The sequence below is a fragment of the Streptomyces coeruleorubidus genome, from assembly GCF_008705135.1.
GTDB lineage: Bacteria > Actinomycetota > Actinomycetes > Streptomycetales > Streptomycetaceae > Streptomyces > Streptomyces coeruleofuscus.
Genome location: NZ_CP023694.1, coordinates 440,070 through 466,182, shown reverse-complemented (window position 1 = coordinate 466,182; position 26,113 = coordinate 440,070). Strand labels below are relative to the sequence as shown.

At 70.2% G+C, this 26,113-nt stretch carries 22 protein-coding genes and 1 pseudogene; 9 read left to right on the top strand and 14 right to left on the bottom strand.

Translation table 11 applies throughout. The features are described 5' to 3' along the window. Window positions 1-2: 2 nt before the first annotated feature. Both CP976_RS02220 and CP976_RS02215 read right to left on the bottom strand, forming a co-directional pair. Window positions 3-1,025 carry an aldo/keto reductase gene (locus CP976_RS02220; RefSeq protein WP_150478753.1) on the bottom strand — a complete coding sequence of 341 codons (1,023 nt, stop codon included), beginning with the start codon at window positions 1,023-1,025 and terminating at the stop codon, window positions 3-5. An 84-nt stretch (window positions 1,026-1,109) separates the two neighbouring features. Continuing rightward, window positions 1,110-2,297: an MFS transporter gene (locus CP976_RS02215; RefSeq protein WP_229875873.1), complete on the bottom strand. Its 1,188-nt coding sequence runs from the start codon at window positions 2,295-2,297 to the stop codon at window positions 1,110-1,112. Window positions 2,298-3,414: 1,117 nt separating this feature from the next. Here CP976_RS02215 and CP976_RS02200 point away from each other — a divergent pair. Then, on the top strand, window positions 3,415-4,350 hold the full coding sequence (locus CP976_RS02200) for an NADP-dependent oxidoreductase (protein WP_150478750.1): 936 nt from the start codon (window positions 3,415-3,417) through the stop codon (window positions 4,348-4,350). A gap of 213 nt (window positions 4,351-4,563) precedes the next feature. Here CP976_RS02200 and CP976_RS02195 read toward each other — a convergent pair whose 3' ends face one another. The 4 genes from CP976_RS02195 to CP976_RS02180 all read right to left on the bottom strand — a co-directional run bounded on the left by CP976_RS02195 (window position 4,564) and on the right by CP976_RS02180 (window position 8,087). Continuing rightward, window positions 4,564-4,962 carry a MerR family transcriptional regulator gene (locus tag CP976_RS02195; protein ID WP_150478749.1) on the bottom strand — a complete coding sequence of 133 codons (399 nt, stop codon included), beginning with the start codon at window positions 4,960-4,962 and terminating at the stop codon, window positions 4,564-4,566. A 217-nt stretch (window positions 4,963-5,179) separates the two neighbouring features. Next, window positions 5,180-6,184, bottom strand: coding sequence for a type 1 glutamine amidotransferase family protein (locus CP976_RS02190; protein WP_150478748.1), 1,005 nt, complete (start codon window positions 6,182-6,184; stop codon window positions 5,180-5,182). A gap of 93 nt (window positions 6,185-6,277) precedes the next feature. Further along, window positions 6,278-6,994, bottom strand: coding sequence for an SDR family oxidoreductase (locus CP976_RS02185; RefSeq protein WP_150478747.1), 717 nt, complete (start codon window positions 6,992-6,994; stop codon window positions 6,278-6,280). 463 nt (window positions 6,995-7,457) lie between these two features. Further along, on the bottom strand, window positions 7,458-8,087 hold the full coding sequence (locus CP976_RS02180) for a TetR/AcrR family transcriptional regulator (RefSeq protein ID WP_150478746.1): 630 nt from the start codon (window positions 8,085-8,087) through the stop codon (window positions 7,458-7,460). 408 nt (window positions 8,088-8,495) lie between these two features. Here CP976_RS02180 and CP976_RS02170 point away from each other — a divergent pair, with 408 nt between their 5' ends. Further along, on the top strand, window positions 8,496-9,269 hold the full coding sequence (locus CP976_RS02170; RefSeq protein ID WP_150478745.1) for an SDR family NAD(P)-dependent oxidoreductase: 774 nt from the start codon (window positions 8,496-8,498) through the stop codon (window positions 9,267-9,269). Between the two features lie 321 nt (window positions 9,270-9,590). Continuing rightward, window positions 9,591-9,884 (top strand): Dabb family protein, encoded by a 294-nt coding sequence (locus CP976_RS02165; RefSeq protein WP_150478744.1) that lies wholly within the window; start codon window positions 9,591-9,593, stop codon window positions 9,882-9,884. Between the two features lie 212 nt (window positions 9,885-10,096). Here CP976_RS02165 and CP976_RS02160 read toward each other — a convergent pair whose 3' ends face one another. Both CP976_RS02160 and CP976_RS02155 read right to left on the bottom strand, forming a co-directional pair. Continuing rightward, window positions 10,097-10,975, bottom strand: coding sequence for a helix-turn-helix transcriptional regulator (locus CP976_RS02160; RefSeq protein ID WP_150478743.1), 879 nt, complete (start codon window positions 10,973-10,975; stop codon window positions 10,097-10,099). Between the two features lie 434 nt (window positions 10,976-11,409). Next, window positions 11,410-12,199, bottom strand: a pseudogene (locus tag CP976_RS02155) (IS5 family transposase); the annotation flags it as partial. 682 nt (window positions 12,200-12,881) lie between these two features. On the opposite strand from CP976_RS02155, the gene CP976_RS02150 reads away from it, so the two are divergent. After that, on the top strand, window positions 12,882-13,727 hold the full coding sequence (locus CP976_RS02150; RefSeq protein WP_150478742.1) for a MerR family transcriptional regulator: 846 nt from the start codon (window positions 12,882-12,884) through the stop codon (window positions 13,725-13,727). A gap of 229 nt (window positions 13,728-13,956) precedes the next feature. Here the strand turns inward: CP976_RS02150 and CP976_RS02145 are convergent, their stop codons facing one another. Together CP976_RS02145 and CP976_RS02140 are read right to left on the bottom strand one after the other, a co-directional pair. Further along, window positions 13,957-14,328, bottom strand: a complete 372-nt coding sequence (locus CP976_RS02145; protein ID WP_150478741.1) for a TraR/DksA family transcriptional regulator — start codon at window positions 14,326-14,328, stop codon at window positions 13,957-13,959. A 49-nt stretch (window positions 14,329-14,377) separates the two neighbouring features. Then, entirely contained in the window at window positions 14,378-14,704 is a 327-nt protein-coding gene (locus tag CP976_RS02140) for a TraR/DksA family transcriptional regulator (protein WP_150478740.1), read from the bottom strand. Between the two features lie 295 nt (window positions 14,705-14,999). Here CP976_RS02140 and CP976_RS02135 point away from each other — a divergent pair, with 295 nt between their 5' ends. The 4 genes from CP976_RS02135 (at window position 15,000) to secD (ending at window position 19,542) form a co-directional block, all read left to right on the top strand. After that, window positions 15,000-15,953, top strand: coding sequence for a HAMP domain-containing sensor histidine kinase (locus CP976_RS02135; protein ID WP_150478739.1), 954 nt, complete (start codon window positions 15,000-15,002; stop codon window positions 15,951-15,953). 2 nt (window positions 15,954-15,955) lie between these two features. Then, window positions 15,956-16,639 (top strand): response regulator, encoded by a 684-nt coding sequence (locus CP976_RS02130; protein WP_150478738.1) that lies wholly within the window; start codon window positions 15,956-15,958, stop codon window positions 16,637-16,639. A 140-nt stretch (window positions 16,640-16,779) separates the two neighbouring features. Then, window positions 16,780-17,211: a hypothetical protein gene (locus tag CP976_RS02125; RefSeq protein WP_150478737.1), complete on the top strand. Its 432-nt coding sequence runs from the start codon at window positions 16,780-16,782 to the stop codon at window positions 17,209-17,211. Between the two features lie 75 nt (window positions 17,212-17,286). Then, window positions 17,287-19,542 carry a protein translocase subunit SecD gene (gene secD / locus CP976_RS02120; protein WP_150478736.1) on the top strand — a complete coding sequence of 752 codons (2,256 nt, stop codon included), beginning with the start codon at window positions 17,287-17,289 and terminating at the stop codon, window positions 19,540-19,542. A gap of 79 nt (window positions 19,543-19,621) precedes the next feature. Here the strand turns inward: secD and CP976_RS02115 are convergent, their stop codons facing one another. Further along, entirely contained in the window at window positions 19,622-20,059 is a 438-nt protein-coding gene (locus CP976_RS02115; RefSeq protein WP_150478735.1) for a DoxX family membrane protein, read from the bottom strand. An 86-nt stretch (window positions 20,060-20,145) separates the two neighbouring features. Between CP976_RS02115 and CP976_RS02110 the strand changes: the two genes are divergently transcribed. Further along, window positions 20,146-20,847: a helix-turn-helix transcriptional regulator gene (locus CP976_RS02110; RefSeq protein WP_229875925.1), complete on the top strand. Its 702-nt coding sequence runs from the start codon at window positions 20,146-20,148 to the stop codon at window positions 20,845-20,847. A gap of 36 nt (window positions 20,848-20,883) precedes the next feature. Here the strand turns inward: CP976_RS02110 and CP976_RS02105 are convergent, their stop codons facing one another. The 3 genes from CP976_RS02105 to CP976_RS02095 form a co-directional block, all read right to left on the bottom strand. Next, on the bottom strand, window positions 20,884-23,409 hold the full coding sequence (locus CP976_RS02105) for an ABC transporter permease (protein ID WP_150478733.1): 2,526 nt from the start codon (window positions 23,407-23,409) through the stop codon (window positions 20,884-20,886). 65 nt (window positions 23,410-23,474) lie between these two features. Further along, window positions 23,475-24,245 carry an ABC transporter ATP-binding protein gene (locus tag CP976_RS02100; RefSeq protein WP_150478732.1) on the bottom strand — a complete coding sequence of 257 codons (771 nt, stop codon included), beginning with the start codon at window positions 24,243-24,245 and terminating at the stop codon, window positions 23,475-23,477. 190 nt (window positions 24,246-24,435) lie between these two features. Continuing rightward, window positions 24,436-26,052 (bottom strand): MDR family MFS transporter, encoded by a 1,617-nt coding sequence (locus CP976_RS02095; protein WP_190146951.1) that lies wholly within the window; start codon window positions 26,050-26,052, stop codon window positions 24,436-24,438. Between the last annotated feature and the right edge of the window lie 61 nt (window positions 26,053-26,113).

The window sequence follows — 26,113 nt, the reverse complement described above, 5'->3', positions numbered from 1 at the left end:
GGTCAGCGTCGGCGGGCCGCCGGTTCCAGGGCGGGGTTGGCGAAGCTGCTGTCGGCCGGGTTGATGACCGTGCCGGGGGTGACGATGGCGTCGATGCGGTCCAGGACCGCGGGGTCCAGGACCACGTCGGCCGCGGGCAGTTGCGTCTCCAGATGCTGGAGCGTGCGCGGGCCGATGAGGACCGAGGCGACCGAGGGATGGTTGAGCGCGAACGCGATGGCCATGTCGATCAGCGTCATTCCGTTGTCCTCGGCCAGGTGGGCGAGGGCTTCGGCCGCCTCCAGCTTTCGCTGGTTGACCTGCAGGGCCATGTCGAAGCGGTCGGCGAGGCGCTGCCGGGCCGGGGACGGGGTGGGCAGGTCGGCGTCCTGGCGCCAGCGGCCCGAGAGCCAGCCACCGGCGAGCGGACTGTAGGTGATCACTCCCATGCCGTGCCGGGCCGCGGTGGGCAGGACGTCGGCCTCGATGCCTCGCACGAGCATGGAGTACGGGGCCTGTTCGCACACGAACCGCTCCAGGCGCCGGTCGTGGGCGGCCCGCTGGGCTTCGACGATCTGGCTGCCGGGGAAGGTGGAGGAGCCGAGGTAGCGGACCTTGCCCTGGCGTACCAGGTCCGTCAGGGCGCCCAGGGTCTCTTCGATGTCGGTGTCGGGTGAGGGCCGGTGCACCTGGTAGAGGTCGATGTAGTCGGTTCCCAGCCGGCGCAGCGAGTCCTCGACGGCCCGCATGATCCAGCGTCGGGAGTTGCCGCGCTGATTGGGGTCGTCCCCCATGGGGTTGTGGAACTTGGTGGCCAGGACGATGTCGTCCCTGCGGCCCTTGATCGCCTGTCCAACGATCTCCTCGGACTCGCCGTGGGAGTAGACGTCGGCGGTGTCGATGAAGTTGATGCCGGCGTCCAGGGCTCGGTGGATGGTCCGGGTGGCCTCGTCGTGGTCGGGGTTGCCCCACGGGCCGAACATCATCGCGCCCAGGCACATCTTGCTGACGGACAGGCCGGTCCGGCCCAGCAGACGGTGCTCCATGGTGATCTCCAACTGTCTTGTACGGCTTGCTCGGATCGAGGTGTCGGATGCTGCACGGGGAGGGCCCGGCCTCTCCGACCGGTGTCAGCTCCGCGCTGATTCCGCCTTGCGGTGGGAGGCGGCCAGCAGGCCCAGCGGCAGCAGGGCCGCGAGAGCGAAGGCGAAGCCGGTCAGCGACGGGCCTTTAAGGCCCAGGCTGGAGGTCAGGGCGATGCCGCCGAGCCAGGAACCTGTGGCGATGCCGACCTGGAAGGCGGACGTGGCCAGGGCCATGGGCAGGGACCGGCCGGCTCCGGCGATGCGGACGACCTCGCCGACGACGATGGGGTTGTTGGCGAAGCCGGCTGCGCCGAGCAGTACGACCAGGACCACGGCCACGACGCTGTTGGTCGCCCACAGGGTGATGGCACCCAGGATCGCGGCCGTGAGGGCGGTGGCCGGGATGAGCGTGGTGTAGGGCCGGCGGTCGCCGAGGCGTCCGCCGACCGTGGTGCCGGCCAGGGCGCCGATGCCGAAGCCGAGCATCGCCAGCGGTACCACGGCACTCGCGAGGTGGGCCCGCTCGGTCAGCAGCGGGGCGACGTAGCTGTAGGCACCCATGATGCCGGCCTGGATGAGCGCGATGGCCAGGTAGACCAGCCACAGGCGCGGATGCGTGAGAGCGGCAGTCTCGGCGCGCAGAGAGGTGTCGGCGCGTGTGGTGTCGGCGGGCAGCTGGCGGGCCACCACCACGGCGGCGGCCACGGCGAGAGCGGCGAGCATCCAGAAGGGGGCCTGCCAGCCGCCCAGCTGGCCGGCTGCCGTACCGAGCGGGACGCCGACGATGTTGGCGAGGGTGATGCCGCCGACCATGACGCCCGTGGCACGGGTGCTGGCGGCCGGTCCCGCGGCGGCGGTCGCCACCACCGCGCCCACGGCCCAGAAGGTGCCGTTGCCCAGCGCGGCGGCGACCCGGCCGACGAGCGCGAGCCCCAGGCTGGAGCTGAGCGCGCTGACGACGTGACCAGCGGCGAAGACCAGCAGCGCGGCGACCAGGGCCGAGCGACGCGGCAGGCGCCGGGTCGCTATGGACATCACGGGCGCGCCGATCATCATGCCGACGGCGAAGGCGGTGATCAGCGTCCCGGCGCTGGAGACGCTGACACCCAGGGCGCCGGAAATCTCCGGCAGCAGGCCGGAGACCACGAACTCGCTGGTGCCCATGATGAAGGTGATGGCACCCAGCAACCACACCACCGGCGGCAGCTTGACCTTCCCGGCAGGCGCTGCCATGGCGCCGTCCCCCGTGAAGGGTGCGGCGGCCGAGGGATCCGGCTTCGTGGACGAGGGGGAACTCACTGACGATCCTTTCAAGAGAGCCGGGGCGGGCCCCGTTCATCCGGAGGCGTTCCGGCAAAGCGGCATGCGCGCCCAAGGCTGTGCGGGCGGAGCACTTCTGGCCCGCCGCATTCCACGAAACCAGCAGTCGAGACCGGCAGACAGTCACGCTTGTGAGGGGTAACAGCAGAGACCCCCTCACGCCGAGAACGTGAGCGTGTACACCGCGAATCGGGGTAACGGCCGCGGCACGGGAGGTGGGCCGTCTTTGCCGATGCTCGCGCAGGTGGTCAGTACCGCCGCCCGCCCGTCGGAGCAGATCTGGCCGGCCCGTGCCGGCGACGTCTCCTGCTGCCTGCACGAGGCCGCCGCCCTGATCACGACAACGCCGGAACTGGGCTGCGCGCTCCGTCACCCGCAAGGAGATATCCAAGGACCTCGGTGCTGTACCCGTGCCTGCCCGAAAACGGGCTGATCGTGCCGATCTTGCTGATCGGAGCCTCCGGCGCGGGCAAGTCGACGCTGGCCCGCTTGGCCGGCCTCGCAGGTGCTCTCGCTCGATGATCTGCGAGGCGTCGTTGGTGACGACTTCCCTGTCCAGTCCTGCGTGTCGTCCCTACACCCCGCTCTACTCGACCGAGGGCTTGGACCATGGAGGAGAACCAGCTCGGCGTGCCCGGCCTCATGCCGGGTGCTGCCCGACTTGCACCTGACGTTGGTGTCAGGTTTTAGCGTGGCTGCTGTTGGCGCTCCGCGGCTCGCTGCGGACCTCGCTTCCCTAGGGCGTGTCCGCAAAGTCCCGCCTGCCCCGCGACGCCCGGCACGCTCCCTCACTGCCTTAAGGGCGTGGGAGGTGCCCCCACTCGCCGCACCGGTCGAACACCCGCGTACAACCAGTACGCGGGCGTCCGCCCGGCACTCCCCCAGCCTTCGGCCGGGGGTACCCCCAGAGCACGCACCGGACGCCGCGGGGCCCGCCCTCCGGGCGGACGACGGGACTTTACGGACACGCCCTAGGTCAACGATCTTCCGCGTCTGCTGTGAGCAGGTGCGACCGACAGCAGGAGTACTCATGCGTGCAGCTGTTTACCGTTCGCTCGGCGGCCCGGACGTCGTCGAGGTCGCCGAGGTCGACAAGCCGGTTCCGGGCTTGAGCGAGATTCGTATCAAGGTTCAGGCGGCTGCGCTCAATCCGACCGATGTGGCGGCCTGGAGCGGGGGCTTCTTCCCGGCTCCGCCGGAGGGGGTCGCCTATGGCCTCGGCTGGGATGTCGCCGGCATTGTCGACGCCGTCGGCCCGGGTGTCCACTGGACGCCCGGGCAGCCCGTCATCGCGTTCAGCCACGGCTTGCCCCTGGGGCTGAACCGGGGCCAGGCCGAGTACATCGTGGTTCCTTCCCAGGCGATCGCCGCGGCGCCCGTCGGTGTCGACCCCGTCCACGCCGCCACCATCCCCCTCAACGGCCTGACCGCGGCCCAGTCCGTCGAGCTGCTCGGCATCCAGGCGGGCCAGAGCGTGCTCGTCACCGGTGCGGAGGGGGCGGTTGGCGGCTACGCGGTGCAGCTGGCCAAGCGCCGGGGTGCTGTGGTCATCGCGACCGACCTGTCGCCCGCGGGCGAGTTCGCGACCAAGGTGGCAGGGGCCGACGTGTACGTGTCGGCGTCGCAGCCGCTGGTCGAGACCGTCCGCGCGGTGCGCCCCGAAGGAGTCGACGCCGTTCTGGACACGGCCAGGCTGGGGCAGACTGCCATCGGGGCGGTGGCGGACGGCGGCAGGTTCGTGACCACACGGCTCGATGCCCTGCCCCAGACCGAGCGGGGCATCCGGGTCCTCCTGACGCAGGTCGGCCCGGACGGAGCGACGCTTTCGACGCTGTCCGATCTGGCCGCGGCCGGGGACCTGGCGTTGCGCGTGGCCGAGACGTACCCGCTGCAGGATGCCGCGCAGGCTTACGCGCGCATGATCAAGGGTGGGCTCCAGGGGCGTGTCGTCCTCACTGTGGAGTGAGCACGCACTCTCGCGTATGCCTGTGACGCGACCGGCCGGGGCTCAGACTGCGCCCGGGTCGGTCGCACCGTCCGTGGCGGGACCGTGCGGCAGCGGAAGGGGCACCGGCTCGTACCCCTGCGGCCACGGTGAGGTCCGTCGCTGAATCGGCCTGCCGCACACTGCTGGTGACCAGTGTGGGGCAGGCCGATTCAGGCGGTCCTGGGTACCGATTCAGGCGGTGCCGGCGGTAGCGCCGCCGCGTACGGGATGGCTGTGGTGCGGATGGCTGGGGTCTGTCGCCACCGCAATGATCTCGTCGAGGCGGGCGCGCACTGCTGTCAGGTCGCCGATCTGGCGGTCGATGCGGGCCCGTTCGGTGATGAGGCTGTCGCTGAACCCGACGGGCGACTCGCCCTCGTTCATGCACCGGGGCAGGACCTCGCGAACGAGCCTGCTCGACAGGCCGGCGGCGTACAACTGCTGGATCATCCTGACCCGGGCGACCGCGCCCTCCGGGTACTGCCGCTGCCCGCCGCCGGTACGCGTGGCGCCGAGCAGCCCCTGCTCTTCGTAGTAACGCAGCGCCCGAACGCTGACCCCCGCCTGTGCGGCGACCTCTCCGATCCGCATCGCTCCTGCTTTCCGATTGAGCGTCGCGTCAGAGTTGTATCTGACGTTAGTGGGAGGTTTCAGCCTAGCTGACGTCGCCATCACGAGCCTTTCGTCTCGTCCGGCAGCAGCGGGCCAGATCACGGTGAATCAGGCGGACACAGGCCGACGTGGCGCACGGCATCCGCAGCTGCCATGCGCCACGTCGGTGACTGTCGGCGGCGCCGGAAAGGAATGGTCAGTGGCGGGGCAGGAGGGTGCGCAGGTGTGCGGTGTGCTCGTCGATGGCCTGGGGGCCGTTGCTGGTGAGCAGGCGGACGCCTTCCTCCCAGATGACCTTGATGGCGGTCGGGTTGGTGGTGGTCTGTACTTGGTAGCCGGCGTCTCCGAGGGCTTCGTCGATGAAGTAGCCCATCCGCACTTTCTTGCCGGGGATCTTGAGGTAGCCGTTGCTGAGGACGAAGAGTTCGGCGGACTTGGCCACCGTGGTCACCCGCACGCCGTTGAAGGCGTGCTCGGAGTCGGTGACGACGGTGCCGTCGGGGCTCACCCGGTACTTGGCCGAGGCCATGGCGATCGGGGCGTGGCAGATCAGTGAGATCAGCACCCGGTTCTCCCGCAGGGTGTGCAGGAGTTCGCCGAGCCAGGGGTTGTCGACGAAGTCGACCATGGGAGCGTGGCCGCCCGGCATGTGCACGAAGTCGAACGCGCCCAGGTCGAAGGAGTCCTCGGGGTCGCGGTGTCTGTGCACGAGCTGCTCGACGGACGGGAAGGTGTGCTCCGGCAGGTCCTGCATCGACTTGATCAGGTCGTCACGCAGCACCACGACCTCCTTGTCGCTGCCCGGCAGCGCCTCGGAAACGGGCAGGCGGCCCAGGTAGCGGCGGGCGAGGGCGAGTTCGGTGTCCCGACGGGCGACGAGCCCGGGCCGCTTGGCACGGAAGGCGTCGACATCGAACCGGAAGACCTGTGCCGCGGTGGCCGAGACCGTTGCGGAGCTGAACTTGGCCGCGGCGTGCATCGACAGGGCCAGGCCGTTGATCTCCAGCTGCGGGACGAGCCCGCCGGGGGTGGCGAAGGTGAAGTCGTACTCGTCGCCGAATTCCTTGAGGATCTGCGCCAGCTCGACCAGATAGAACCCGGTGGAGACGCCAGGGTGGCCTGCCGGTTCGGTGAGCGGTAGAAGATCAGCCGACGGGATGACGATCAGTGCCTTGGGCTTGGACGAGGTGGGGGTGTTCATGGCGGGGCCTTCTTTTCGCTGTGCGAGCTGGGGGAATGGAGGGCACGCTCGTCGATTGCGGACCGTCGCGCCGGGGTGAGCGATCCCGGGATGTCAGGCGGTGGCCGCAGCCGGTGTGTAGACCACAGCCGGGTCCAGAGCCAGGTTGGCCTTGGCCCGCGCGGACAGCCCGTCGGCGATGACCTCGGACTGCTTGGCCTCGACCCCGTCGAGAGCAGCCCTGACGACGTCGGCGGGGTCGTTCAACTCGAACGGGAACGACAGTCCCTGGGCCAGGTCGGTGTCGGTCGGCCCCAGATACACGCCGGTGACCAGGGTGTTCTGCCGGGAGAGTTCGAGACGGACACTGTTGGTCATGCTCCACGCGGCGGCCTTGGCCGCGCTGTAGGCGCCCCAGTATTCGGAAGGGACCCAGGACGCCGCCGACAGAACGTTGACGATCGCCCCGCCGCCCCCCGCCTCCAGGATCGGAGCGAAGGCCCGGATCATACGCAACGGGCCGTAGTAGGCGGTGTCCATTTCCAGTTGGATCTGGTCCAGGTCCCCGTTGACCAGGTTATTGATGGTGTTGATGCCGGCGTTGTTGACCAGCAGCGTCACGTCCGATGCGGCTTTTGCCACGGCGGCGACGGAGACCGGGTCGGTGATGTCGAGCCGGAGCACCTCCGCTCCGGGCAGATCAACGCGTTCGGGGTTGCGTGCGGTGGCGTACACCTTCGTCGCTCCTCGCTCCAGCAGCTGGGTGACGAAGTGGCGGCCGAGGCCGCGGCTCGCACCGGTGACAAGGGCGACGGAGTCGGCGATGTGCATGGGGGGTGGTCCTTCACGTAGGTATGCGTCGTCGGGAGCGCCCTGGACGGGTCCGACGACAGCCACGCTAGAACCTCACGCTAACGTCAGGTGCAAGTCTTTTCGGGGTGAGACCTCCGCGAGAAGACAGACGCCGGTGCCTCACGGTGATCCCCGCGCCGTCGCGCGGGCGGGCGGCGGCCGACCAGCAGCACCGGGTCGGAGTCGGGCCGGGTGGCTTCAAAGCCTGGCCTGGGTGCGGGATTCGGAATGCTTGTCCGCCCGGCCTGCGGTGACTTCCGTGCGGCACGGACGCGACGGCGGCGCGGGGCGTGCAGAGCTGGGCGAAGGTGGTTTCCTCCCAGCCGCATGTTCGTCGATCCCCGCTGCCCAGCGTCTCCTCCAGCCCTTCGCGCTGTCGACTGCGGTCTTGATCGTCGTTCGCGGGTGATTCTTCTCGAGGCTCGCGAGCCGCAGGATCACCTCATGTTGTGGCATGCCGGGCGTCGGTGGGGTGGTGGGTGACGAGGAGTTGCCAGGTCAGTTCGGCCATCTCGTTCGGTGTGCGGGGGCTGTCGCGTTGGAGCCAGTCGGTGGCCACGCCGAGGAGTGCCCCGGCGGTGAATGCGGCGGGTACGTCGTGGGGGATGTCGGTCGTCGAGACGCTGTCCGGCGCAGCGCCGGCGTTGAGGCGCACCGTGACGTGGACGCTGGCGCAGATTCGGCTGCGGATGTGGTCGATGACGCGGGCGCTGCCCTGCGGTCCCAGGAGGCTGCGGTAGAGGCCGGCGTGTTCGGCGAGGTTCTCGAAGAACGCGACGAGTGAGCGGGCGGGTTCCGCGTCCGGGGCCGCCAGCGCGGGGTCGAGGGCGGGGAGGGACTCGATGAGGGTGTCGATCGTCGCGGTGCAGGCGGCCTCGGCCAGTTCGTGCACGTCCCGGTAGTGGTCGTAGAAGGTCGTGCGGTTCACCCCGGCCTGTTCTGCCACGTCCGCGACGCTGATCTGACCCAGGTCCTGCTCCTCGACGAGCTTGATCAGTGCTCCCTGCAGGGCCGCGTGAGTACGCCGTACGCGGCGGTCGCCTGCCGGCGCGTTCCGTCGGGACGTGGTCATGGCCCACACTCTACCTAACCGACAAGTGTTGGTTTTCCGACGAGTGTCGGATACGGTGTTATCTGAAGTAGAGCTTCCGGTCGAATGACGAACCCCCAATGAAGCTCACCGTGGACGAACCCAAGTGCGTGGGTGCCGGGCAGTGCGCCCTGATCGCCCCGACGTCTTTGATCACCGGGAAGAGGGAGACATCGTCGTACTGCTGACCGAGGCTCCCGGGGGACTGGAGGAGGCAGCCCTTGGTACCGCAGGACTGATCTGCCCCGCCGGGTTCCATCCGCAAGGGGCTGAGAGCGCGGACGACGGTCCCCAGTTCGAGATGACGGTCGACATCAGACCCGCACATCCCCCACGAGGCGTTACCAGCAGACGATCGCTGCGGCGCCGGAACAGACAAGGAGTAGTGCAATGCAGGGACTCAACGGAAAGCGCATCGTCGTCGCCGGAGGTGCCTCCGGGATCGGCGCGGCCACCGCCGAGCGGCTCGCGGCCGAGGGCGCGGCGGTCGTGGTCGGTGACATCAACATCGACGCGGCCGAGGCCACCGCCAAGCGCATCACCAGTACGGGCGCAACGGCTTTCGCCGTCGAGTTCGATCTCGCCGATGAGCGTTCGGTTCGTGCGCTCGTCGACACCGCCGTCTCCCAACTCGGCGGAGTCGACGGCCTCTACAACGTCGCCGCCGACGTCTCGGCGGAGACCTTGGGCCGTGACGGCGATCTGCTCGACATGGACCCGGCCGTATGGCGGCGCACCCTGGAAGTGAACCTGATCGGCTTCGCGCTCACCAGCCGCGCAGTCCTTCCCCTCCTGCTGGAACAGGGCGGTGGTGCCATCGTCAACACCTCCTCCCTCGCGGCGCACGTGGGCGACCATGCGCGTGCGGCCTACCAGACAAGCAAGGCGGGGATCAACGCACTCACCCGTCACATCGCCTCCCGCTGGGGCAAGCAGGGCATCCGCTGCAACTGCGTGTCTCCCGGAGTCGTCTTGACCGAATCCGCGCAGAAGATGGCTCTGAGCCCGGAGGCGCTGGAATTCACCCGCATGACGCTTCCCAGCCCCCGCTTCGGCAAGCCGGAAGACCTGGCCGGCATCGTGGCGTTCCTCCTGTCCGACGACGGCGAGTGGATCAACGGGCAGGTCTGGTCGGTCAACGGCGGCGCGATGCTCCGCGAGTAGCGACCACGAAGCCCCGCGAGCCCTTGGGCCTGCTCGCGGTTTTGATCGTGACGTTGAGACAGGTCTTGGCCCAGTCGACGAGGGTGCCGGCGCAGGCGCGGCCGGGTACAAGTAGTTGCGCGCGAAGTCCGCGCAGCCTGCGGTCGCCGTCTCCAGGCCGCCCGCGCTCGTGTCGACCAAGTGGGCCGCAAAGACGGCGCGGCCCTCAGCCTCCAACGCGTCCAGCTCGTGGTCTTCGTGCTGTACGTGATGTCACGGACCCGGGAAACGCCGCCTGCTACGTCCAGACAGGCCACCCCTTACGCCCCTCCTGGAGCTCATATGATCCGCCACCTGATCCTCTTCAAGCTCAACGAGGGCGTCGAGCGCGATGACCCGCGGGTCATGAAGGGTGTGGACGCCCTCCGCGCGCTCGACGGCAGCATCAAGGAGATCCGCTCCTGCGAGCTCGGCTGGAACTTCACCGACCGCCCCATCGCCTACGACTTCGCGGCCAACTTCGCGTTCGACGACGTGGACGCGCTGCACACGTACTTCGAGCACCCGGACCACCAGGCGGGCGTGGCGCTGTGGCGCGAGATCGCCACATGGATCATCGCAGACTACGAATTCTGAGCCGTCCGCCGAACTCTCGAAGGGTACGGCCGCGCCTTCCCGCCCCGCACTCGCACGGTGCGGGGCTTTTTACACCCGCTGCGCCTCCTGTCTTGAACTCTCGCTTGATAGCCGGACCTGACGTGACGCCGGGTGGACGGGCGTGAGATGCAGCGGACCGAACGGCCTGAGGGCGGTGCCGGGGCGGGGAGTCCCGCAGGTGCCGACCGGGATCAGTGCTCGGTGTCGGCCTCAGAGGCGGCCGCGTCCCGGTTCTGGCTCGCTGCCCAGCTGGCCAGCAGCTTCAGGGCGTCCGCGGCCAGGGTGCCGGGGTCGGCGCTGTACACGGTGATGGACAGCCCTTCGTCGCCGGGCAGGGCCAGCGACTCGTGCACCAGCTCCATCACGCCCACCGCCGGATGGTGGAACCGCTTGGTTCCCTCGGTGAAGACGTGAACGTCGTGCGCGCCCCACATGGTGCGGAACACGTCGCTGCGGGTGGACAGCTCACCGATCAGGTTCGACAGCTCCCGGTCGTAGGGGGTCTTGGCGACCTCGACCCGCAGCACGCCCACACCTTCGCGGGCCACGCGTTCCCAGTCGGGATACATGCGCGTAGCCCGCGGGTCGAGGAAGACGAACCGGCAGGTGTTGACCGGCTCCAGCTCGAACACCTCGCTGTGCAGGGCGCGGGCGAGCTGATTGGCCGCCAGGATGTCCATGCGGTTGTTGCGCACGTATGCCGGCTGGTCGTGCAGGCCCTCGATGATGCGCAGCACACTGGGTCGCACGGTCGCCTTCTTCGGGCGGCGCCGGGCCCGGGCCGCACTGGTGTTGGCCGTCCGGGCCAGGGCGTAGAGGTGATCCCGCTCGGTGTCGTCCAGCCGCAGGGCCTGGGCGAGGGCATCCAGGACGCTGTCGGAGACCCCGGTGAGATTGCCGCGCTCCATACGCGTGTAGTACTCGACGCTCATCCCGGCCAGCATCGCGACCTCCCCGCGGCGCAGCCCGGGCACACGCCGCTGCCCGTACACCGGCATGCCCGCCTGCTCCGGCGTGATCTTGGCGCGGCGGGACTTGAGGAATGCGCTGACTTCGGCCCGGTTGTCCATGGATCTCAGCGTAGGAAAACAAAGCGATCAGTGGGGGTCCCTGTCAGTACCCCTCACAGCACGGACTCCCATGAACTCCGCCCTTGTCATAAAGATCGTCATCGACACCCGTCTCTTGCCCGAGAGTCAGTCCTCACCGGACTGTCGCGCTGAATCGCTCGATCCAGCGATGGCACGACAGCTGTTGCTCGCCGGTCACCGCGCGGGCTGGTCACCTACCAAGTCCCTGGTTCCAGATCCGGAGCCCAGGAGCGCAGCGCTGCCCGCTGTCCGGTGCCAGCCTGCTGCCAGTACGGATGCCACACACCTGGACTGACAGCTGCAGCAGGCGGCGGCGGAGGGCTGTCGTCCGCTGCCGGTTGGCCGGATCGGCAAGGCTCCGACAGGTCCGTTCCCAGGCGCACTGCGCGGCGACCAGGTCCTCGGGGATAGCAGAGCAACGCATACGAGCTATTGCATGCGGCCTGGAAGGCGATCGCGAGCTTGTCGGTTCGTGTGGCCAGGCCGCGCCACTGCTTGAGGCGGTTGAAGCACCGCTCGACGGTGTTCCGCTGCTTGTAGACCTCGCTGTCGAAGCCGGGCGGACGGCCACCGAGCCGGCCTCGCCGCAGGCGGTGGCCGATGTGGTCGGACGGCTGCGGGATGACCGCACGGATACCCCGGCGCCGCAGGTGGCTGCGGATGGCGCGGGAGGAATACGCGCGGTCGGCCAGAACGGCCAGGGCCGGGTCCGGGGCCTGCCTGGGCCCCTGCGGGGCACGCGGATGCGGGACATCACCGTCTCGAAGGCGGGTGCGTCACCTGCCTGGCCTGCGGTGACGGTGAAGGCGAGGGGCCGTGCGCGGCCGTCTGCGGCCAGGTGGACCTTGGTGCTCAGCCCGCCGCGGGAGCGGCCGAGCGCGTGATCGGCGGGCTCACTGCGGTGGGCCGCCCCCTTTTGCGTGCTCCGGCAGCGTGCTGGTGAGCCCGGACGACCGTGGAGTCCACTGACACCGTCCAGTCGAGGTCGTCATCGGCGTCTGCCGCCGCCAGGGCGGCGGTGAGGATCATCTCCTAGGTGCCGTCGATGGCCCATCTGATCAGCCGCTTGTGAGCGGTCTGGAATGAGCCGAGCTCGTCGGGAAGGTCCCGCCAGGGCGAGTTGGTGCGGTACTTCCACGCGATGGCCTCAAGAGTGCGGCGGTGGTCGGCCCATCGCCGCCCGCGAACCGGATCCGCCGGCATCAGCGGCTCGATCCGGTCCCACCTCGCATCGTTGATCACTAATCGGACGGTCGCATCCGATCAACTGACCAACCCATCAAAGAGACACGCCCTAGCTGTTCTATCCACAGAGGTTAGGAGCGATGAACAGCGGCCGGGACGTGTTTCTACGCCTTGGTGGTGTGCGCGGGGTGGGCTGAACTCCGGGCGGTGTAGGGCTCTGGGAGCCGCGCGGGAAGCGTGACTCGCCGGTGGGCGGGACGTGGCCGGACTCGTTCATCGTGGCAGCGTGTCGGGGTCGTGGCAGCGTGTCGGGGTCGTGGGCGAGGTGGCCGGACTAAGTAGCCGAGTGCGTCGCAGTGCCACACGTCGACTTCGGCGCCCTGGATGGGTACGCCCTGGCCGGCGCTGAGTACGGTGATTCGCGGCTGGAGCGGAACGCCGGGACGGCCATCGGCGATGTCCACCCGCTGCCGTCCCTCGGTGTGATGGGGCTCCTTGAAAATCCCCAACCCCTGCTCGGGGTGCCATCAGACCTGCTCGACGGATCTCCCCACCCATTCCGGGCCTGCCCTGGGACGGGACACCAATGGCGAGGGGGCCGCCCGATAGCCCGTCAGGGTCCGGGTGGTGTGTAGTTGCACATGCCGTAGCGGCATGTGGTGTCGTCGAGGGCACCACAGCACGAAAGGCCCTGTCTGCGATGTACCCCTCCGCCACGCCTCCCCGCGAGGTCAAGATCGGCGATGCCGCCGCCTTCGCCGGAACCACCCCGCGCGCCATTCGTCACTACCACCAGATCGGTCTGCTGCCGGAGCCCGAGCGAGGCGGAGACGGACGCCGCCGCTACGGCTACGACGACATGATCCGCCTGCTGTGGATCCGCAAGATGTCCGAGGCCGGCATCAGCCTGGACGACATGCGGGCCGCCTTCGACGAAGCCCGGGACGTTGAGGACGTCCTGGGCCGGCTGGAGGAGACCCTGGCCGCCCAGGAGGCCGACATCAAGCGTCAGCGCGCAGCAGTCCAGCGCCTGCGAGCCGTGGGCAGCCCACTGGGCCTGCTCTCCCCGTTGGTCACGGACCGGCTCAGCCACCTGCCTCCTGGCGCACTGCGCCCCTCCGACCTGGACGCCCTGCTGGTCACGGAACGGATCTTCGGGCCGCTGGGAGCCGCAATTCAGGCCAGTGTGTTCATCACCCTGGCGACCCATCCCGGCCTACGGGCCGAGGCAGACCGCCTCGACGCGGCCGACGCCGCCCTCGATGACACCGTCGACCCCCACGACCCGCAGGTCGAGGAACTCGCCGCGCAGCACTGCGCCCACCACAAGGCCCTGCTCCAGGCCATTGAAGCGGCCGGACTGGACGTGGCCGAGGAGAAGCTCTTCGAGATCTACGACGCCGACCTGACGGGCGACGAGGAGGACACCCAGATGAGCGCCTTCGAAGCGGTCACCAAAATGCCCTATGGCTTCTCCGCGGCCCGGACGCGGTGCATAGAACTCACGGCACGGCTCCTTCACGGGGACCTCTCCGAAGGCAGCTGATCGCTGGTGTGGCCGTGCGTGAGGATCCCGGATTGGCCACCGACACGAAGCCGGCGTCTCGACGTCTCGACACGGCCAACGCCGCGGCGGGAGTAGGGCCCTTCGGTCGTCTGCGGGGAGGTGCCCGTGGTGGGCTCGCGGCCCGCGTCGGCGTCGGCGAGGACATCCGTTGCCGGTCGGCCGTGGGCCGCCAGGATGGACTGCGGCGCAGCCACCTGCGCGTCGCCGGTCACGCGATTGCCTCCTTGACCTGCTGGCAGCGGGCGCAGTAGCGGGCCTGCGGCACGATCATCAGCCGTTGCCGGGCGACGGGGCGCCGGCACAGGTGGCAGATGCCGTAAGAGCCCTCGTTCATGCGGCTCAGGGCAGCTTCGACGTCGGCGAGGACCATGCGGGCGGAGGCGGCCAGCTTGATGCGGACCTCCATCTGCGCGGCGGTCTGGCGCTGGAGCCGGTCCTCGGAACGGGAGGTGGTGGGTCCGGCGAGCTGGCGCAGTTGCTCTCGGCGGAACAAGCGCTGCTCGTGCAGGTTCTCGCGCAGCGCGGCGAGGTCTTCGGCCGACAGGTGGGTCGTGCTCTCGCCGATGGTCTGGTCGGTCACCGCTTCACCCCTTTTGAGGCAGGGCGTAGGAGGTCGGTACGGGCGTCGGTCAGGCTGCGCGGCGCTGGCAGGCGACGCAGTAGCGGGTGTAGGGGAGGATCTCCAGGCGTTCAGGGGGGACGGGTTTGGCGCAGCCCAGGCAGGTCCCGTAGGTGCCGTCCTCGATGCGGGCGAAAGCTGCCTCGATCTCCTTGATGACCCGCTCCATCGCGGTCTTCTGGACGGCCGACAGGTGGTCGTCCGTACTGGGCCCGGACTCGTCGAGGGCCTGCAACTGAGCCAGCCGTGAGGTGCGGGCGTGCTCCAGGCGCTGACGCGCCTCGTGGAGACGGGCCTCGTGAAGGTGGGGCTCGGCCCGGGTGACATCGAGCGACATGGTCGGTCCCTTTCTCGGTCAGGGTGATCGGGTTTCTTCCACCCTGGCCGGGCAGGTGGCGGATACCTATCGGGCGCGGGGCCCATTTACGCCGGGGCGGGGGATCCATGCGGCCGTGCCGTGGGTGGTGCCCGCCCGGGGAAATGGGGGCTGGGCCCCATCGACGGGGTGCTCGGGACGGGGCAGGCTGGCCGCAGGGCTCAGTCGAGCACGCCCGGATCCTGACCGCGGTGGGGCTGCGCACGGCCGATGATGGAGGTGAACCGAGGTTTTCCAGAAGAGAGGCGGAGGGCCGGTGTCCCTGTTCTGGCGGATCTTCGCCCTCAACGCCGTGGTGCTGGGCACGGCCACGGCCCTGTTGCTGTGGGCGCCCGTGACCGTCTCCGTGCCGGTTCTGCTCACCGAGGCGATCATCCTCGTCGGGGGCCTGGTCGTCATGCTGGTCGCCAACGCCGCGCTGCTGCGGCTCGGCCTGGCCCCGCTGGGCCGGCTCACGAAGCTGATGACCACGGTGGACCTGCTGCGTCCCGGCCAGCGCCTGCCCGCTTCCGGCGGCGGCGAGATCACCGAAGTGATCCGTACGTTCAACGCCATGCTGGAGCGCCTGGAACACGAGAGGGCCACCAGCAGTGCCCGGGCTCTGCTGGCCCAGGAGGCCGAACGTCGCCGCATCGCGCAGGAGCTCCACGACGAGGTCGGCCAGAGCATGACCGCGATCCTGCTGGAACTCAAGCGCGCCTCGGACGAGGCACCGCCGGCGCTGCGCGAGCAGTTGCACGAGGTGCAGGAGATCACCCGGGAGAGCCTGGACGAGGTGCGTCGCCTGGCGCGCAGGCTGCGGCCCGGAGTGCTGGACGACCTGGGTCTGGTCAGCGCGCTGACCTCGCTCACCGAGGACTTCGCCACCCACACCGGATTGCAGGTCACCCGCCGTTTCGATGCCGACCTGCCGGTCCTGGAGCCGGAGACGGAACTGGTCCTCTACCGCGTAGCCCAGGAGTCGATGACCAACGTCGCCCGGCACGCGGACGCCACACAGGTCACCGTCGCCCTGCGTCACACCGACGACCAGGTGGTGCTGGCCGTCACCGACGACGGCTGCGGCGTCGAGGCCCCCAGGGAAGGCGCCGGCATCCGCGGCATGCGCGAGCGGGCCCTGCTCATCGGCGGCAGCCTCGACATCACCCCGGCACCCGACACCGGCACCCGGGTCCAGCTCACCGCGCCCGTATCCAGGAAGCAGCCCTGACCATGCCCGAAGCGACCACGACCGCCACGACGGGGACCAACACGATCCGCATCCTGCTCGCCGACGACCATGCGCTGGTGCGCCGCGGGGTGCGGCTCATCCTCGACCGGGAACCGGACCTGGAAGTGGTCGCCGAGGCCGGGGACGGCGCCGAGGCCATCGAGATGGCCCGCGCCCGCGAAGTCGACCTGGCCGTGCTGGACATCGCCATGCCGCGCCTGACCGGCCTTCAGGCCGCCCGTGAACTGGCCGCCCTCAAGCCGGGCCTGCGGATCATGATGCTCACGATGCACGACAACGAGCAGTACTTCTTCCAGGCCCTGAAGGCAGGCGCGAACGGGTACGTGCTGAAGTCCGTCGCCGACCGGGACCTGATCGCCGCCTGCCGGGCCGCGATGCGGGACGAGCCCTTCCTGTATCCGGGCGCGGTCACCGCCCTGATCCGCAATTACCTGGACCGGGCCCGCCACGGCGAGGAGACGCCCGACCAGATCCTCACCCCCCGCGAGGAGGAGGTCCTCAAGCTGGTGGCGGAGGGGCACTCGTCCAAGGAGATCGCCGACCTGCTGTTCATCAGCGTCAAGACCGTCCAGCGGCACCGCGCCAACCTGTTGCAGAAACTCGGCCTGCGTGACCGCCTGGAACTGACCCGGTACGCCATCCGCGCCGGCCTGATCGAAGCCTGAGCCGCCTTGAAGCCTGAGCCGCCTCGAGGCCTGAGGCGCCTCGAGGCCTGAGGCGCCTAGAAGCCCGGGGCGCCGGCCCGCATCGCGCACCACGATGAGCTGAGTCGCGCACCACGATGAGATGAGAGGGGGGACGGTGCATGCACCGCACTGCGCGCACCGTCCCCTGTACCGGCAGCGCCCGGTCCCGCGTCGCGGTGCTGGCGGCCGTCGTGCTGGTGTTGCTGGCCGCGCTCGGCATCGCCGGCCCGCCCCCCGGTGCGACGGTCGGAACGACGGGCTGGCCGGTGGCCGGCGTGGTGGCAGGGGCCGACCGGCACGGGGACACCCGGCCACGCGCCGCCGACGACGGGTGCGACACCGTCTGCGCCGTCCGCGCGGCAACCAGCCAGGAGTCGCACAGCGAGCATCCTGCCCCGCGCGGGCACCTCGCCACCTGTGTTCCCGGCACGCGCGTCACCCCGCCCGGCGCCGCGCGGCCGCTTCCGGCGCCGGCCGCGCACACCCCCTCCTCGTGTTCTCACGCACCCCATGACCGTGGGCGAGCGCCCCCGGCGACCTCCGGCATCTGACATCCCCTTTCCTTCTCCTCGACAGCACCCCGGCCGCGCCCGCGTGGCCGCCGTGCGCCTGCCGGAGGCCCCCCGTTGAACCGTTCCGTGCGCGTGAGGGCGCTGTTCGCCCTCGCCGTGATCGCCCTCTCCCTGTACATCGCCGTCACCGTGCCGGTCCGCCTCGGACTCGACCTGCGCGGCGGTACGCAACTCGTGCTGCAGACCCGCTCCACCCCGACCACCGACGCCGACAGTGAGGCCACCGACCGCGCCCTGGAGGTGCTGCGCGGCCGTATCGACGGGCTCGGCGTCGCCGAACCCACCCTCGTCCGCTCCGGCGAGAACCGGATCATCGTCGAACTGCCGGGTGTGCAGGACCCGAAGCGGGCGGCCGACGTCCTGGGCCGTACCGCGCAGCTCACCTTCCACCAGGTGCTCGGCACCGCCGACAGCTCCGGCGACGCCTCCCGGCCGCTGCCGAAGCGCCCCCGGGAACACGTCCTGCCCGACGAGTCCGGCACGCCGCTGCGCCTCGGGGCCGCGGCTCTGACCGGCGAGGACGTCAAGGAGGCCGCCGCCCGGTTCGACCAGCAGGGCGGCGCCGGATGGCACGTCACCGTCGGCTTCGAGGGTGACGGCCGGACCGGCTGGGCCCGGCTCACCGGCGAGGCCGCCTGTCACCCGGCGGGCGACCCGGCGCGGCGGGTGGCCATCGTCCTGGACGACAAGGTCATCTCCTCACCGCAGGTCGACCCGTCCGTGGCCTGCCGGACCGGCATCCGCGACGGCGCCACACAGATCACGGGCTCCTTCGGCCCGGAGGAGGCCCGCGAACTCTCCCTGCTCGTCAACGGCGGGGCCCTGCCCGTCCCCGTCGAGACCGTGGAACAGCGCACCGTCGGCCCGACCCTCGGCGCGCAGGCCATCACCGCCAGCGCCTGGGCGGCGGCAATCGGCACCGCGCTGACCTCGCTGTTCATCATCGGCGTCTACCGGCTGGTGGGTGTGCTGGCCGCTGTCGGCCTGGTTTGCTACGGCCTCGTCTCGTACGCCGCGCTGGCCGCGCTCGGCGCCACCCTGACCCTGCCGGGCCTGGCCGGTTTCGTCCTGGCGATCGGCATGGCCGTGGACGCCAACGTGCTGGTGTTCGAACGGGCCCGCGAGGAGTACACGGCCCGCCGCCGGCCCAGCACCCGCTCGGCGTTGACAGCCGGGTTCCGCAACGCCTTCAGCGCGATCGCCGACTCCAACATCACCACGCTGATCGCGGCCGCCCTGCTGTTCTTCCTCGCCTCCGGGCCGGTGCGGGGCTTCGGCGTCACGCTGGGCATCGGTGTGCTCGCCTCCATGTTCAGCGCCCTGGTGATCACCCGCGTGCTCGCCGAGGTCGCCGTGAGCCGTCCCGGGGTACGCCGCCGCCCCCGCCTCACCGGCATCGCCACCACGGGCGCGGTCCGCGCCCGCCTCACCCGCCGCAACCCCCGGCTGATGCGCAGGCCACGCCGCTGGCTGGCCGTGTCGGCCGCCGCGCTGGTCCTGGCGGGCTTGGGCATCGCGGTACGCGGTATCGACCTCGGTGTGGAGTTCACCGGTGGCCGGCTGATCGAGTACGCCACCACCAGCCCCCTCGATCCCGACCGGGTCCGCACCGCCCTCGCCGGCGCCGGATTCCCCCGGGCGGTCGTGCAGTCCTCCGGCGATACCGGCCTGACGGTGCGCACCGATCCGCTGACCAACGCCGAGGAGACCGAGGTCACCGGTACCGTGCGCGAACTCGCGGGGCGGGCGGACAAGGTACGCGACGAACTGATCGGACCCAGCCTGGGCGAGGGACTGCGCCGGGGCGCCCTGATCGCGCTCGCCGTGGCGCTCGGCGCCCAGTTCGTCTACCTCGCGGCACGCTTCCGGTGGGTGTTCGGCACGGCGGCGGTCGTCGCCCTCGCCCACGACGTGGTGATCCTCGTCGGCGTCTTCGCCTGGCTCGGCAGGCCCGTCGACGGGGTGTTCCTGGCGGCCCTGCTCACCGTCATCGGCTACTCGGTCAACGACTCCGTGGTCCTCTTCGACCGCGTCAGGGAAATCTCCCGCAAGTCGCCGGGGTCACCGCTGCCCGACATCACCGACCAGGCCATCGTCCAGACCCTGCCCCGGACCGTGAACACGGGCATGGGCGCCGCGTTCATCCTCACCGCCCTCGCCGTGCTCGGCGGGTCCTCGCTCACCGACTTCGCCCTGGCCCTGCTCATCGGCCTCGTGGTCGGTACGTACTCCTCCGTCCTCACCGCCGCCCCCGTGGCGATCCGGCTCCACCACCGCACGCCACACCGGCAGCCGTCCGGGCGTACCTGACCCGGCCGGGGACCGGGCGCGGGTGAGGCGGGTGAGCCCTCGTCCGGCTCACCCGCCTTCCCCCGCGCGCGCCGCCGTGTCAGTGCGGCCGGCGTTCGCCGTGGTAGCGCTGGGCGAGCCGGGCGAGGGCGACCGCGCCGAGCAGGAGGCCGAAGTCGCGCAGCGCGACGTCGTAGTACCCCGGCATGGTCAGCAGGTTGACGATGATGCCGGCCAGCCATCCGGCCACCAGCCAGCCCCCGAAGCGCGGGGCGAGAGCGACGGCGAGGCCGGCGACGATCTCGACGACACCCACGGCGTACATGGCCGCCTGGGCGCTGCCGGGCACCACGTCGTCGATCCACGGCGCGAGGTAGGTGGGCCAGTCCACGAGCAGGTTGGCGAACTTGTCCAGCCCGAACAGGATCGGCGCCACGGTGAACCCGACGCGCAGGATGGCGAACGCCTGATAGCCGGGGTCGCTGAGCACGGCCCGCCGGGGCGCGACGGACGGGGTGGTTTTGGTTGCGGACGTCATGACGCACCGTTCCTTCTATCGACAACTCTCACTATCGATAGAAGCTCGGAAGGGTTCTTAAGTCAATGGCTGTGGGTTTTACACTGGTGTTCGTGGACCACCCGAAAGAAGCACCCCGCCCCGATGTCTCCGCGGTCGCCGCCCTGGACGAGCCGACCCGCAGGCGGCTGTACGAGCACGTCGTGCGTCAGCCAGGACCGGTCAGCCGCGACGAAGCCGCCGCCGCTCTCGGTCTCGCGCGGCAGACCGCGGCCTTCCACCTGGACCGGCTGGCCGGCGAATCACTCCTCGACGTCGTCTACGAACGGCGCAGCGGCCGCACCGGCCCGGGAGCGGGCAGGCCGGCCAAGCTCTACAAGCGCTCCGCCAGGGAGGTCACCGTCAGCCTGCCCGAGCGGCACTACGAGCTGGCAGGACGGCTCCTCGCCCAGGCCATGGAGGAATCCGAGGCCACGGGCGAACCGGTCCGCGCCGTCCTGCACCGAAAGGCGCACCACCTCGGCGCCCAGCTCGCCGACCAGGGCGGCACAGGCGTGTTCGGCCTTCTGGAGCGGTACGGGTTCGAGCCCCGCCATGACGGTGACGCGATCGTGCTGGGCAACTGCCCCTTCCACGCTCTCGCCCGCGAACACACCCAGACGGTGTGCGGGATGAACCTCCACCTGCTCAGGGGCGTCCTCGAAGGGCTTCAGGACAGCAGTCGTCACGCCTGCCTGGCGCCCAGCCCCGGCCACTGCTGTGTCCGTCTGGAGCCGGCTTCCGCCCCGCCGGCGACCGCGAGTTCCTGACGCACCACTCGCCCGCCCGCCCAGCCTCTCTTCCACCTACTCGGCCTTGATGGCGTTCAGCATGTTGAGCTTCGCGGCACTGCGCGCCGGCCACATCGCGGCCAGGACGCCCACCAGCGCAGCCAGAACCAGGAAGACCCCGATCCGGTCCCACGGAACGACCAGCGCGTACAGCGGCAGCTCGTCCTTGATGGTCTGGCCGATCGCCCAGCCCAGGAACGAGCCGAGGGCGACGCCGACGACCGCGCCGAAGACGGAGATGACCACGGCCTCCAGACGGACCATCCGCTTGACCCGGGGGCGGTCCAGGCCGATCGCGCGCAGCATGCCGATCTCCTGCTGCCGCTCGAAGACCGACATGGCCAGGGTGTTGACCACCCCGAGCACCGCGATCAGCAGCGCCATCGCCAGCAGGCCGTACATGATGTTCAGCATCATGTTGATCTCGCCGCCGAACTCGTCGCGGATGTCCTTCTGGTCCATGACACTGATCGCCGGGTTCTTGCCGAGGGCGTTGATCAGTGCCTTCTCGTGCGCGTCGCTCGGGCCGCCGTCCGTCTTCACGTAGATCCGGGAGATGTACGGCCTCGCCTCGTGCGGGGTGATGACCTTCGTGTCCACCAGCACCGAGGAGAGGACCGCCCCTTCCTTGTAGACGGCGCCGACCTTCAGTGAGCCCTTCTTGCCGTCGTCGAACGTGACGGGCACGGTGACACCGACCTTCCAGCCCTGCTCGGTGGCCGTCTTCTCGTCGACCACCATCTGCCCCTTGCCGAGCGAGCTCAGCGAACCGTTCACCACATCGATGTCGAGGACCCGCTCGACATCGCCCGGAGTGACGCCTGTCGCCGACACATAGTCGTCCTTGACGCGGAAGTACGCGGACTGGTCCGGCGAGAGGGCCGAGACACCCGGGGCCCTGTCCAGCGCCGCCAGCGCGGACCGGTCCACGCCGCCGCCGGCGGCCGTCTCGATCATGTAGTCGGCCTTGATCTGGTCGGTGGTCGCCTTGTCCAGCGCCGCGCCCATCGAGACGCCCAGTACCGACAGGCCGGTGACCAGCGTCAGGCCGATGGCCAGCGCGGAGGCGGTGGCACCGGTACGGCGCGGGTTGCGGACCGCGTTCTGCCCGGCCAGCTTGCCGGCCACCCCGAAGGCACGGACCAGGAGCGGCCGTACGAGCGCGATGACCGGGCGCGACAACAGCGGGATCAGGATGATCACGCCGACCAGCGCGAAGAACGCACCGCCGCCGATGATCTCCCGCCCGCTCTCGCCGATCGCGGCACCCGCCGTGATCAGCGCGACGCCGAGCGCGGTGACAGCGGCCCCGATGGAGTTGCGCACGACCAGCGACTTGGTGGTCGGCACCGCGTGGACGCTGTTCATCGCCGCCACCGGCGGGATCCTCCCGGCGCGGCGGCCGGGCAGCCACGCCGCGAACATGGTGACGAGGATGCCGACGGCGAGCGCCGTGATCAGGGGTGTCGTACCGATGACGAGGGGGCCGGCCGGCACCTTCATGTCGAACGCGGCCATCCCCGAGCGCAACCCGGCGGCCAGGGCCACACCGAGTCCGAAACCGACCACGGAAGCGACCAGACCGACCAGAGCGGCCTCGGCCAGCACCGAGCGGGTGATCTGCTTGCGAGAGGCACCCACCGCGCGCATCAGCGCCAGATCCCTCGTGCGCTGGGCGACCAGCATGGTAAAGGTGTTGGCGATCAGGAACACGCCCACGAAGAGCGCGATGCCCGCGAAGCTCAGCAGCATCTGGTTGAGGCTGCTCATGTCCTGCTCGATCGTCCAGGCCTGGTCCTCGGCGAGCGCGGCGCCCGTCTTCGCCTCGGAGTTCTCGGGGATCAGCGGCTTGACCGCGTCGAGGATCCTCTCGTCGTCGGCGCCGGGCGCAGACGTGACGGTCGCGTCGTGGAAGTGGCCCGGCTTCAGGTAGAGGCGCTGGGCGAGGGAGGTGTCGAAGAGGACCAGGCTGCCGCCGGCACCGACGGCACCGTCGTCGGTGGTGAAGACACCGGTGAGCGTGAACTCCTCGACCGGGCCGTTCGTGGCGACGCGTACCTTGTCGCCGACCTCGTACCCGCCCTTGGCGGCGGTGTCCTCGTCGAGCGCGATCTGCCCGTCCCGCACCGGGCCGGAGCCGTCGGTGAAGTCGTAGGCGGGGTCCTCGCCGTCCTTGCCGGGGGCGAAGTTGGAGCCCGTGTTGGACCACTCGGCGCCGATGAGCCTGCCGTCGGGGTCGCCGACACCGGCGAAGCCGTTCACCCGCCCGGTGACGGAGGCGACCCCGTCCAGCTCGCCGATCCTGTCGAGCGTCCGCTGGGACAGGCCCGTCTCCTCTCCGTCGTCGATGTCGACGTACGAGGTGATGCCGACGGCGACGCCCTCGTAGCTCTTGGCCGACTGCTTGCGGAAGGCGTGGGAGAGGGTGTCGGTGAAGATCAGGGTGCCGGAGACGAAGGCCACGCCGAGCATCACGGCGAGCACGGTCATCAGCAGTCTGGCCTTGTGCGCGAGCACATTGCGCAGGGCGGTACGGAACATGGGATGCGGTCCTGGGGTGGGTGTCCGGTGATGGGCGGGAGCGGGGCGCTGCGCCCCGGGGAGGCTCAGCTGGTGCGGCCCCTGCCGTCGAACTCCTTCATGCGGTCGAGCACGCCGTCCGCCGTGGGACGCAGCATCTCGTCGACGATCCGGCCGTCCGCCAGGAAGATCACCCGGTCCGCGTAGGAGGCGGCCACCGGATCGTGGGTCACCATCACCACGGTCTGCCCCAACTCCCGTACCGAGTTGCGCAGGAAGCCCAGCACCTGGGCGCCGGAGCGCGAGTCGAGGTTTCCGGTCGGTTCGTCACCGAAGATGATCTCGGGGCGGGAGGCCAGCGCGCGGGCCACGGCGACGCGCTGCTGCTGGCCGCCGGAGAGCTGCGCGGGCCGGTGACCCAGCCGATCGGACAGGCCCACCATGTCGATGACCTTGCCCAGCCACTCCTTGTCGGGCTTGCGGCCCGCGATGTCCATCGGGAGGGTGATGTTCTCCAGGGCCGTCAGGGTCGGCAGCAGATTGAACGCCTGGAAGATGAAGCCGATCTTGTCCCGCCGCAGCCGCGTGAGCTGCTTGTCCTTGAGCGGGCCCAACTCGGTGTCACCGATGCGGACCGAGCCGCCGCTGAAGGTGTCGAGCCCGGCCACGCAGTGCATCAGCGTCGACTTGCCCGAGCCCGAGGGCCCCATGATCGCGGTGTACTCGCCCCGGTGGAAGTTCACGGTGACGTGGTCCAGGGCGATCACCCGGGTCTCGCCCTGTCCGTACACCTTGGACAGATCCTCGGCGCGTGCGGCCACCGCGGTGGCACGGTGAACGGTGGGTGTGGTGATCACGAGGGGGCTCCTGACGGGAACTGTGCTTCGGGGACCCGTCCATCGTCTGCGCCCGTGATCCGCCGGGCGTCCCTCCACATGCCCGTTTCCGGGGACGGCCGAAAGTGCGAGCGGGGGCCGGCCCGTCCCCCGGAAGTATGACGAGGCCCCTCCTCAAGAAGGGGCCTCGTCCTACGACGTTCTCCGGACGCTACTCGTCGGAGAGCGTGAGGTCGGGAACCCGCCAGGCCGCCAGCGCGAACGCGGCCAGGGACACCGCCGCGCCGGTGAGGAAGACGATGCGCATCGAGGTGACGTAGCCCTCCAGGAACGGCAGGGCCGCGCTCGGGTCGAGGGTGCGCAGGAAGGCGGAGTCCTCCAGGTTGACCCCGCCGCCGGGGCGGAGGACGCCCGTCAGGGCGTGCGCGTTGTCGGGCTGGGCCAGAAGACGGCGGTAGGCCGGGTCGTGGCGGGCCTCGGCCAGTCGCTCGGCGATGCTGCCGGCCGCCGTCGTGAACAGGATCGACAGGAACGCCGCGGTACCGACCGTGCCGCCGTTGGAGCGGAAGAAGTTGACGGACGCCGTCGCCGCGCCCATGTCCGTACGGGGCACTTCGCACTGCGCGAGCGTGGTGAGCGTCTGCATCGACGCACCGAGTCCCGCGCCCATCAGGGCCATGCCGAGCGCCGCGTGCCACAGCGGGCTGTCCACGCGCAGCGTGGCGAACACGAGCATCGCGGCGGTGAACGAGCCGACACCGGCGACGAGATGGACCTTGAACCGGCCGGTCCGGGCGATCATCCGGCCCGTCAGCAGCGTCACCGCGAGGTTCGCGGCGACCGTGGGCAAGGTGGCCAGTCCGGCCGCGATGGGACTCATGCCACGGACGAGCTGGAGATAGAGCGGCAGCGTCGTCATCGCGCCGAACATGCCGATACCGACGACGAAGTGCAGCCCGACCCCCAGCCGGAAGGTCCGGATGCGGAACAGGTCTGGCGGCAGCAGCGCGGCATCACCCGACCGCCGCTCCACCACGAGGAACACGGCCAGCCCCACCACGCCGATCGCGTACATCAACAGGGCCCGGGACGAGCCCCACCCCCAGACGCGGCCCTGCTCGGCGACCGTCAGCAGCGGCACCAGCCCCACGGCCAGGGCGAGCGCCCCGGCGTAGTCGATCCGGTGCCGCACCCGCCGGTGCGGGAAGCGCAGCACGCGCATGATCGCCACCGCGGCCGCGGCGGCGAGCGGCACGTTGATCAGGAAGATCCACCGCCAGCCCGCTATGCCGAGCAGGTCGGCCCGGTCCGCGAAGGCGCCGCCCACCAGCGGGCCGACGATGCTGGCGCCGCCGAACACGGCCATGAAGTAGCCCTGGTAACGGCCCCTTTCGCGCGGAGTGGTGATGTCGGCGACGATCGTCATCGACAGCGACATCAGCCCCCCGCCGCCGAGACCCTGCACGGCGCGGAACACCGCGAGTTCGTAGATCGACGTGGCGCATCCGCACAGCAGCGAGCCGACGGTGAACAGGGCGATCGCGGCGAGGTAGACGGGCCTGCGGCCGTGGATGTCGGAGAGCTTGCCGTACAGCGGCGTCGCGATGGTGGCGGTGATGAGATACGCGGTGGTCACCCATGCCTGGGCGGTCAGCCCGTGCAGGTCGTCGGCGATGGTCCGCAGCGCGGACGAGACCACCGTCTGGTCCAGCGCCCCCAGGAACATGCCGAGCACCAGCCCGGACATGACGGTGGTGATCTGCCGGTGACTGAGCCGCGGGGGCATGTCCCCGGCCGCGCCCTGTTCTTGGGTGTCGGAGAAGGTCACGTGTCGTCCTCGGGGGTGGGGGCGGGTACGGCGCGCGGGCGCGGGCCGCCCCGGGGCTCCG

Excerpts from the sequence above, each read along its gene's own strand:
- CP976_RS02220 (WP_150478753.1), bottom strand. The coding sequence starts at position 1,025 with ATGGAGCACCGTCTGCTGGGCCGGACCGGCCTGTCCGTCAGCAAGATG.
- CP976_RS02215 (WP_229875873.1), bottom strand. The coding sequence starts at position 2,297 with ATGGCAGCGCCTGCCGGGAAGGTCAAGCTGCCGCCGGTGGTGTGGTTG.
- CP976_RS02200 (WP_150478750.1), top strand. The coding sequence starts at position 3,415 with ATGCGTGCAGCTGTTTACCGTTCGCTCGGCGGCCCGGACGTCGTCGAG.
- CP976_RS02195 (WP_150478749.1), bottom strand. The coding sequence starts at position 4,962 with ATGCGGATCGGAGAGGTCGCCGCACAGGCGGGGGTCAGCGTTCGGGCG.
- CP976_RS02190 (WP_150478748.1), bottom strand. The coding sequence starts at position 6,184 with ATGAACACCCCCACCTCGTCCAAGCCCAAGGCACTGATCGTCATCCCG.
- CP976_RS02185 (WP_150478747.1), bottom strand. The coding sequence starts at position 6,994 with ATGCACATCGCCGACTCCGTCGCCCTTGTCACCGGTGCGAGCCGCGGC.
- CP976_RS02180 (WP_150478746.1), bottom strand. The coding sequence starts at position 8,087 with ATGACCACGTCCCGACGGAACGCGCCGGCAGGCGACCGCCGCGTACGG.
- CP976_RS02170 (WP_150478745.1), top strand. The coding sequence starts at position 8,496 with ATGCAGGGACTCAACGGAAAGCGCATCGTCGTCGCCGGAGGTGCCTCC.
- CP976_RS02165 (WP_150478744.1), top strand. The coding sequence starts at position 9,591 with ATGATCCGCCACCTGATCCTCTTCAAGCTCAACGAGGGCGTCGAGCGC.
- CP976_RS02160 (WP_150478743.1), bottom strand. The coding sequence starts at position 10,975 with ATGGACAACCGGGCCGAAGTCAGCGCATTCCTCAAGTCCCGCCGCGCC.
- CP976_RS02150 (WP_150478742.1), top strand. The coding sequence starts at position 12,882 with ATGTACCCCTCCGCCACGCCTCCCCGCGAGGTCAAGATCGGCGATGCC.
- CP976_RS02140 (WP_150478740.1), bottom strand. The coding sequence starts at position 14,704 with ATGTCGCTCGATGTCACCCGGGCCGAGCCCCACCTTCACGAGGCCCGT.
- CP976_RS02130 (WP_150478738.1), top strand. The coding sequence starts at position 15,956 with ATGCCCGAAGCGACCACGACCGCCACGACGGGGACCAACACGATCCGC.
- CP976_RS02125 (WP_150478737.1), top strand. The coding sequence starts at position 16,780 with ATGCACCGCACTGCGCGCACCGTCCCCTGTACCGGCAGCGCCCGGTCC.
- CP976_RS02115 (WP_150478735.1), bottom strand. The coding sequence starts at position 20,059 with ATGACGTCCGCAACCAAAACCACCCCGTCCGTCGCGCCCCGGCGGGCC.
- CP976_RS02105 (WP_150478733.1), bottom strand. The coding sequence starts at position 23,409 with ATGTTCCGTACCGCCCTGCGCAATGTGCTCGCGCACAAGGCCAGACTG.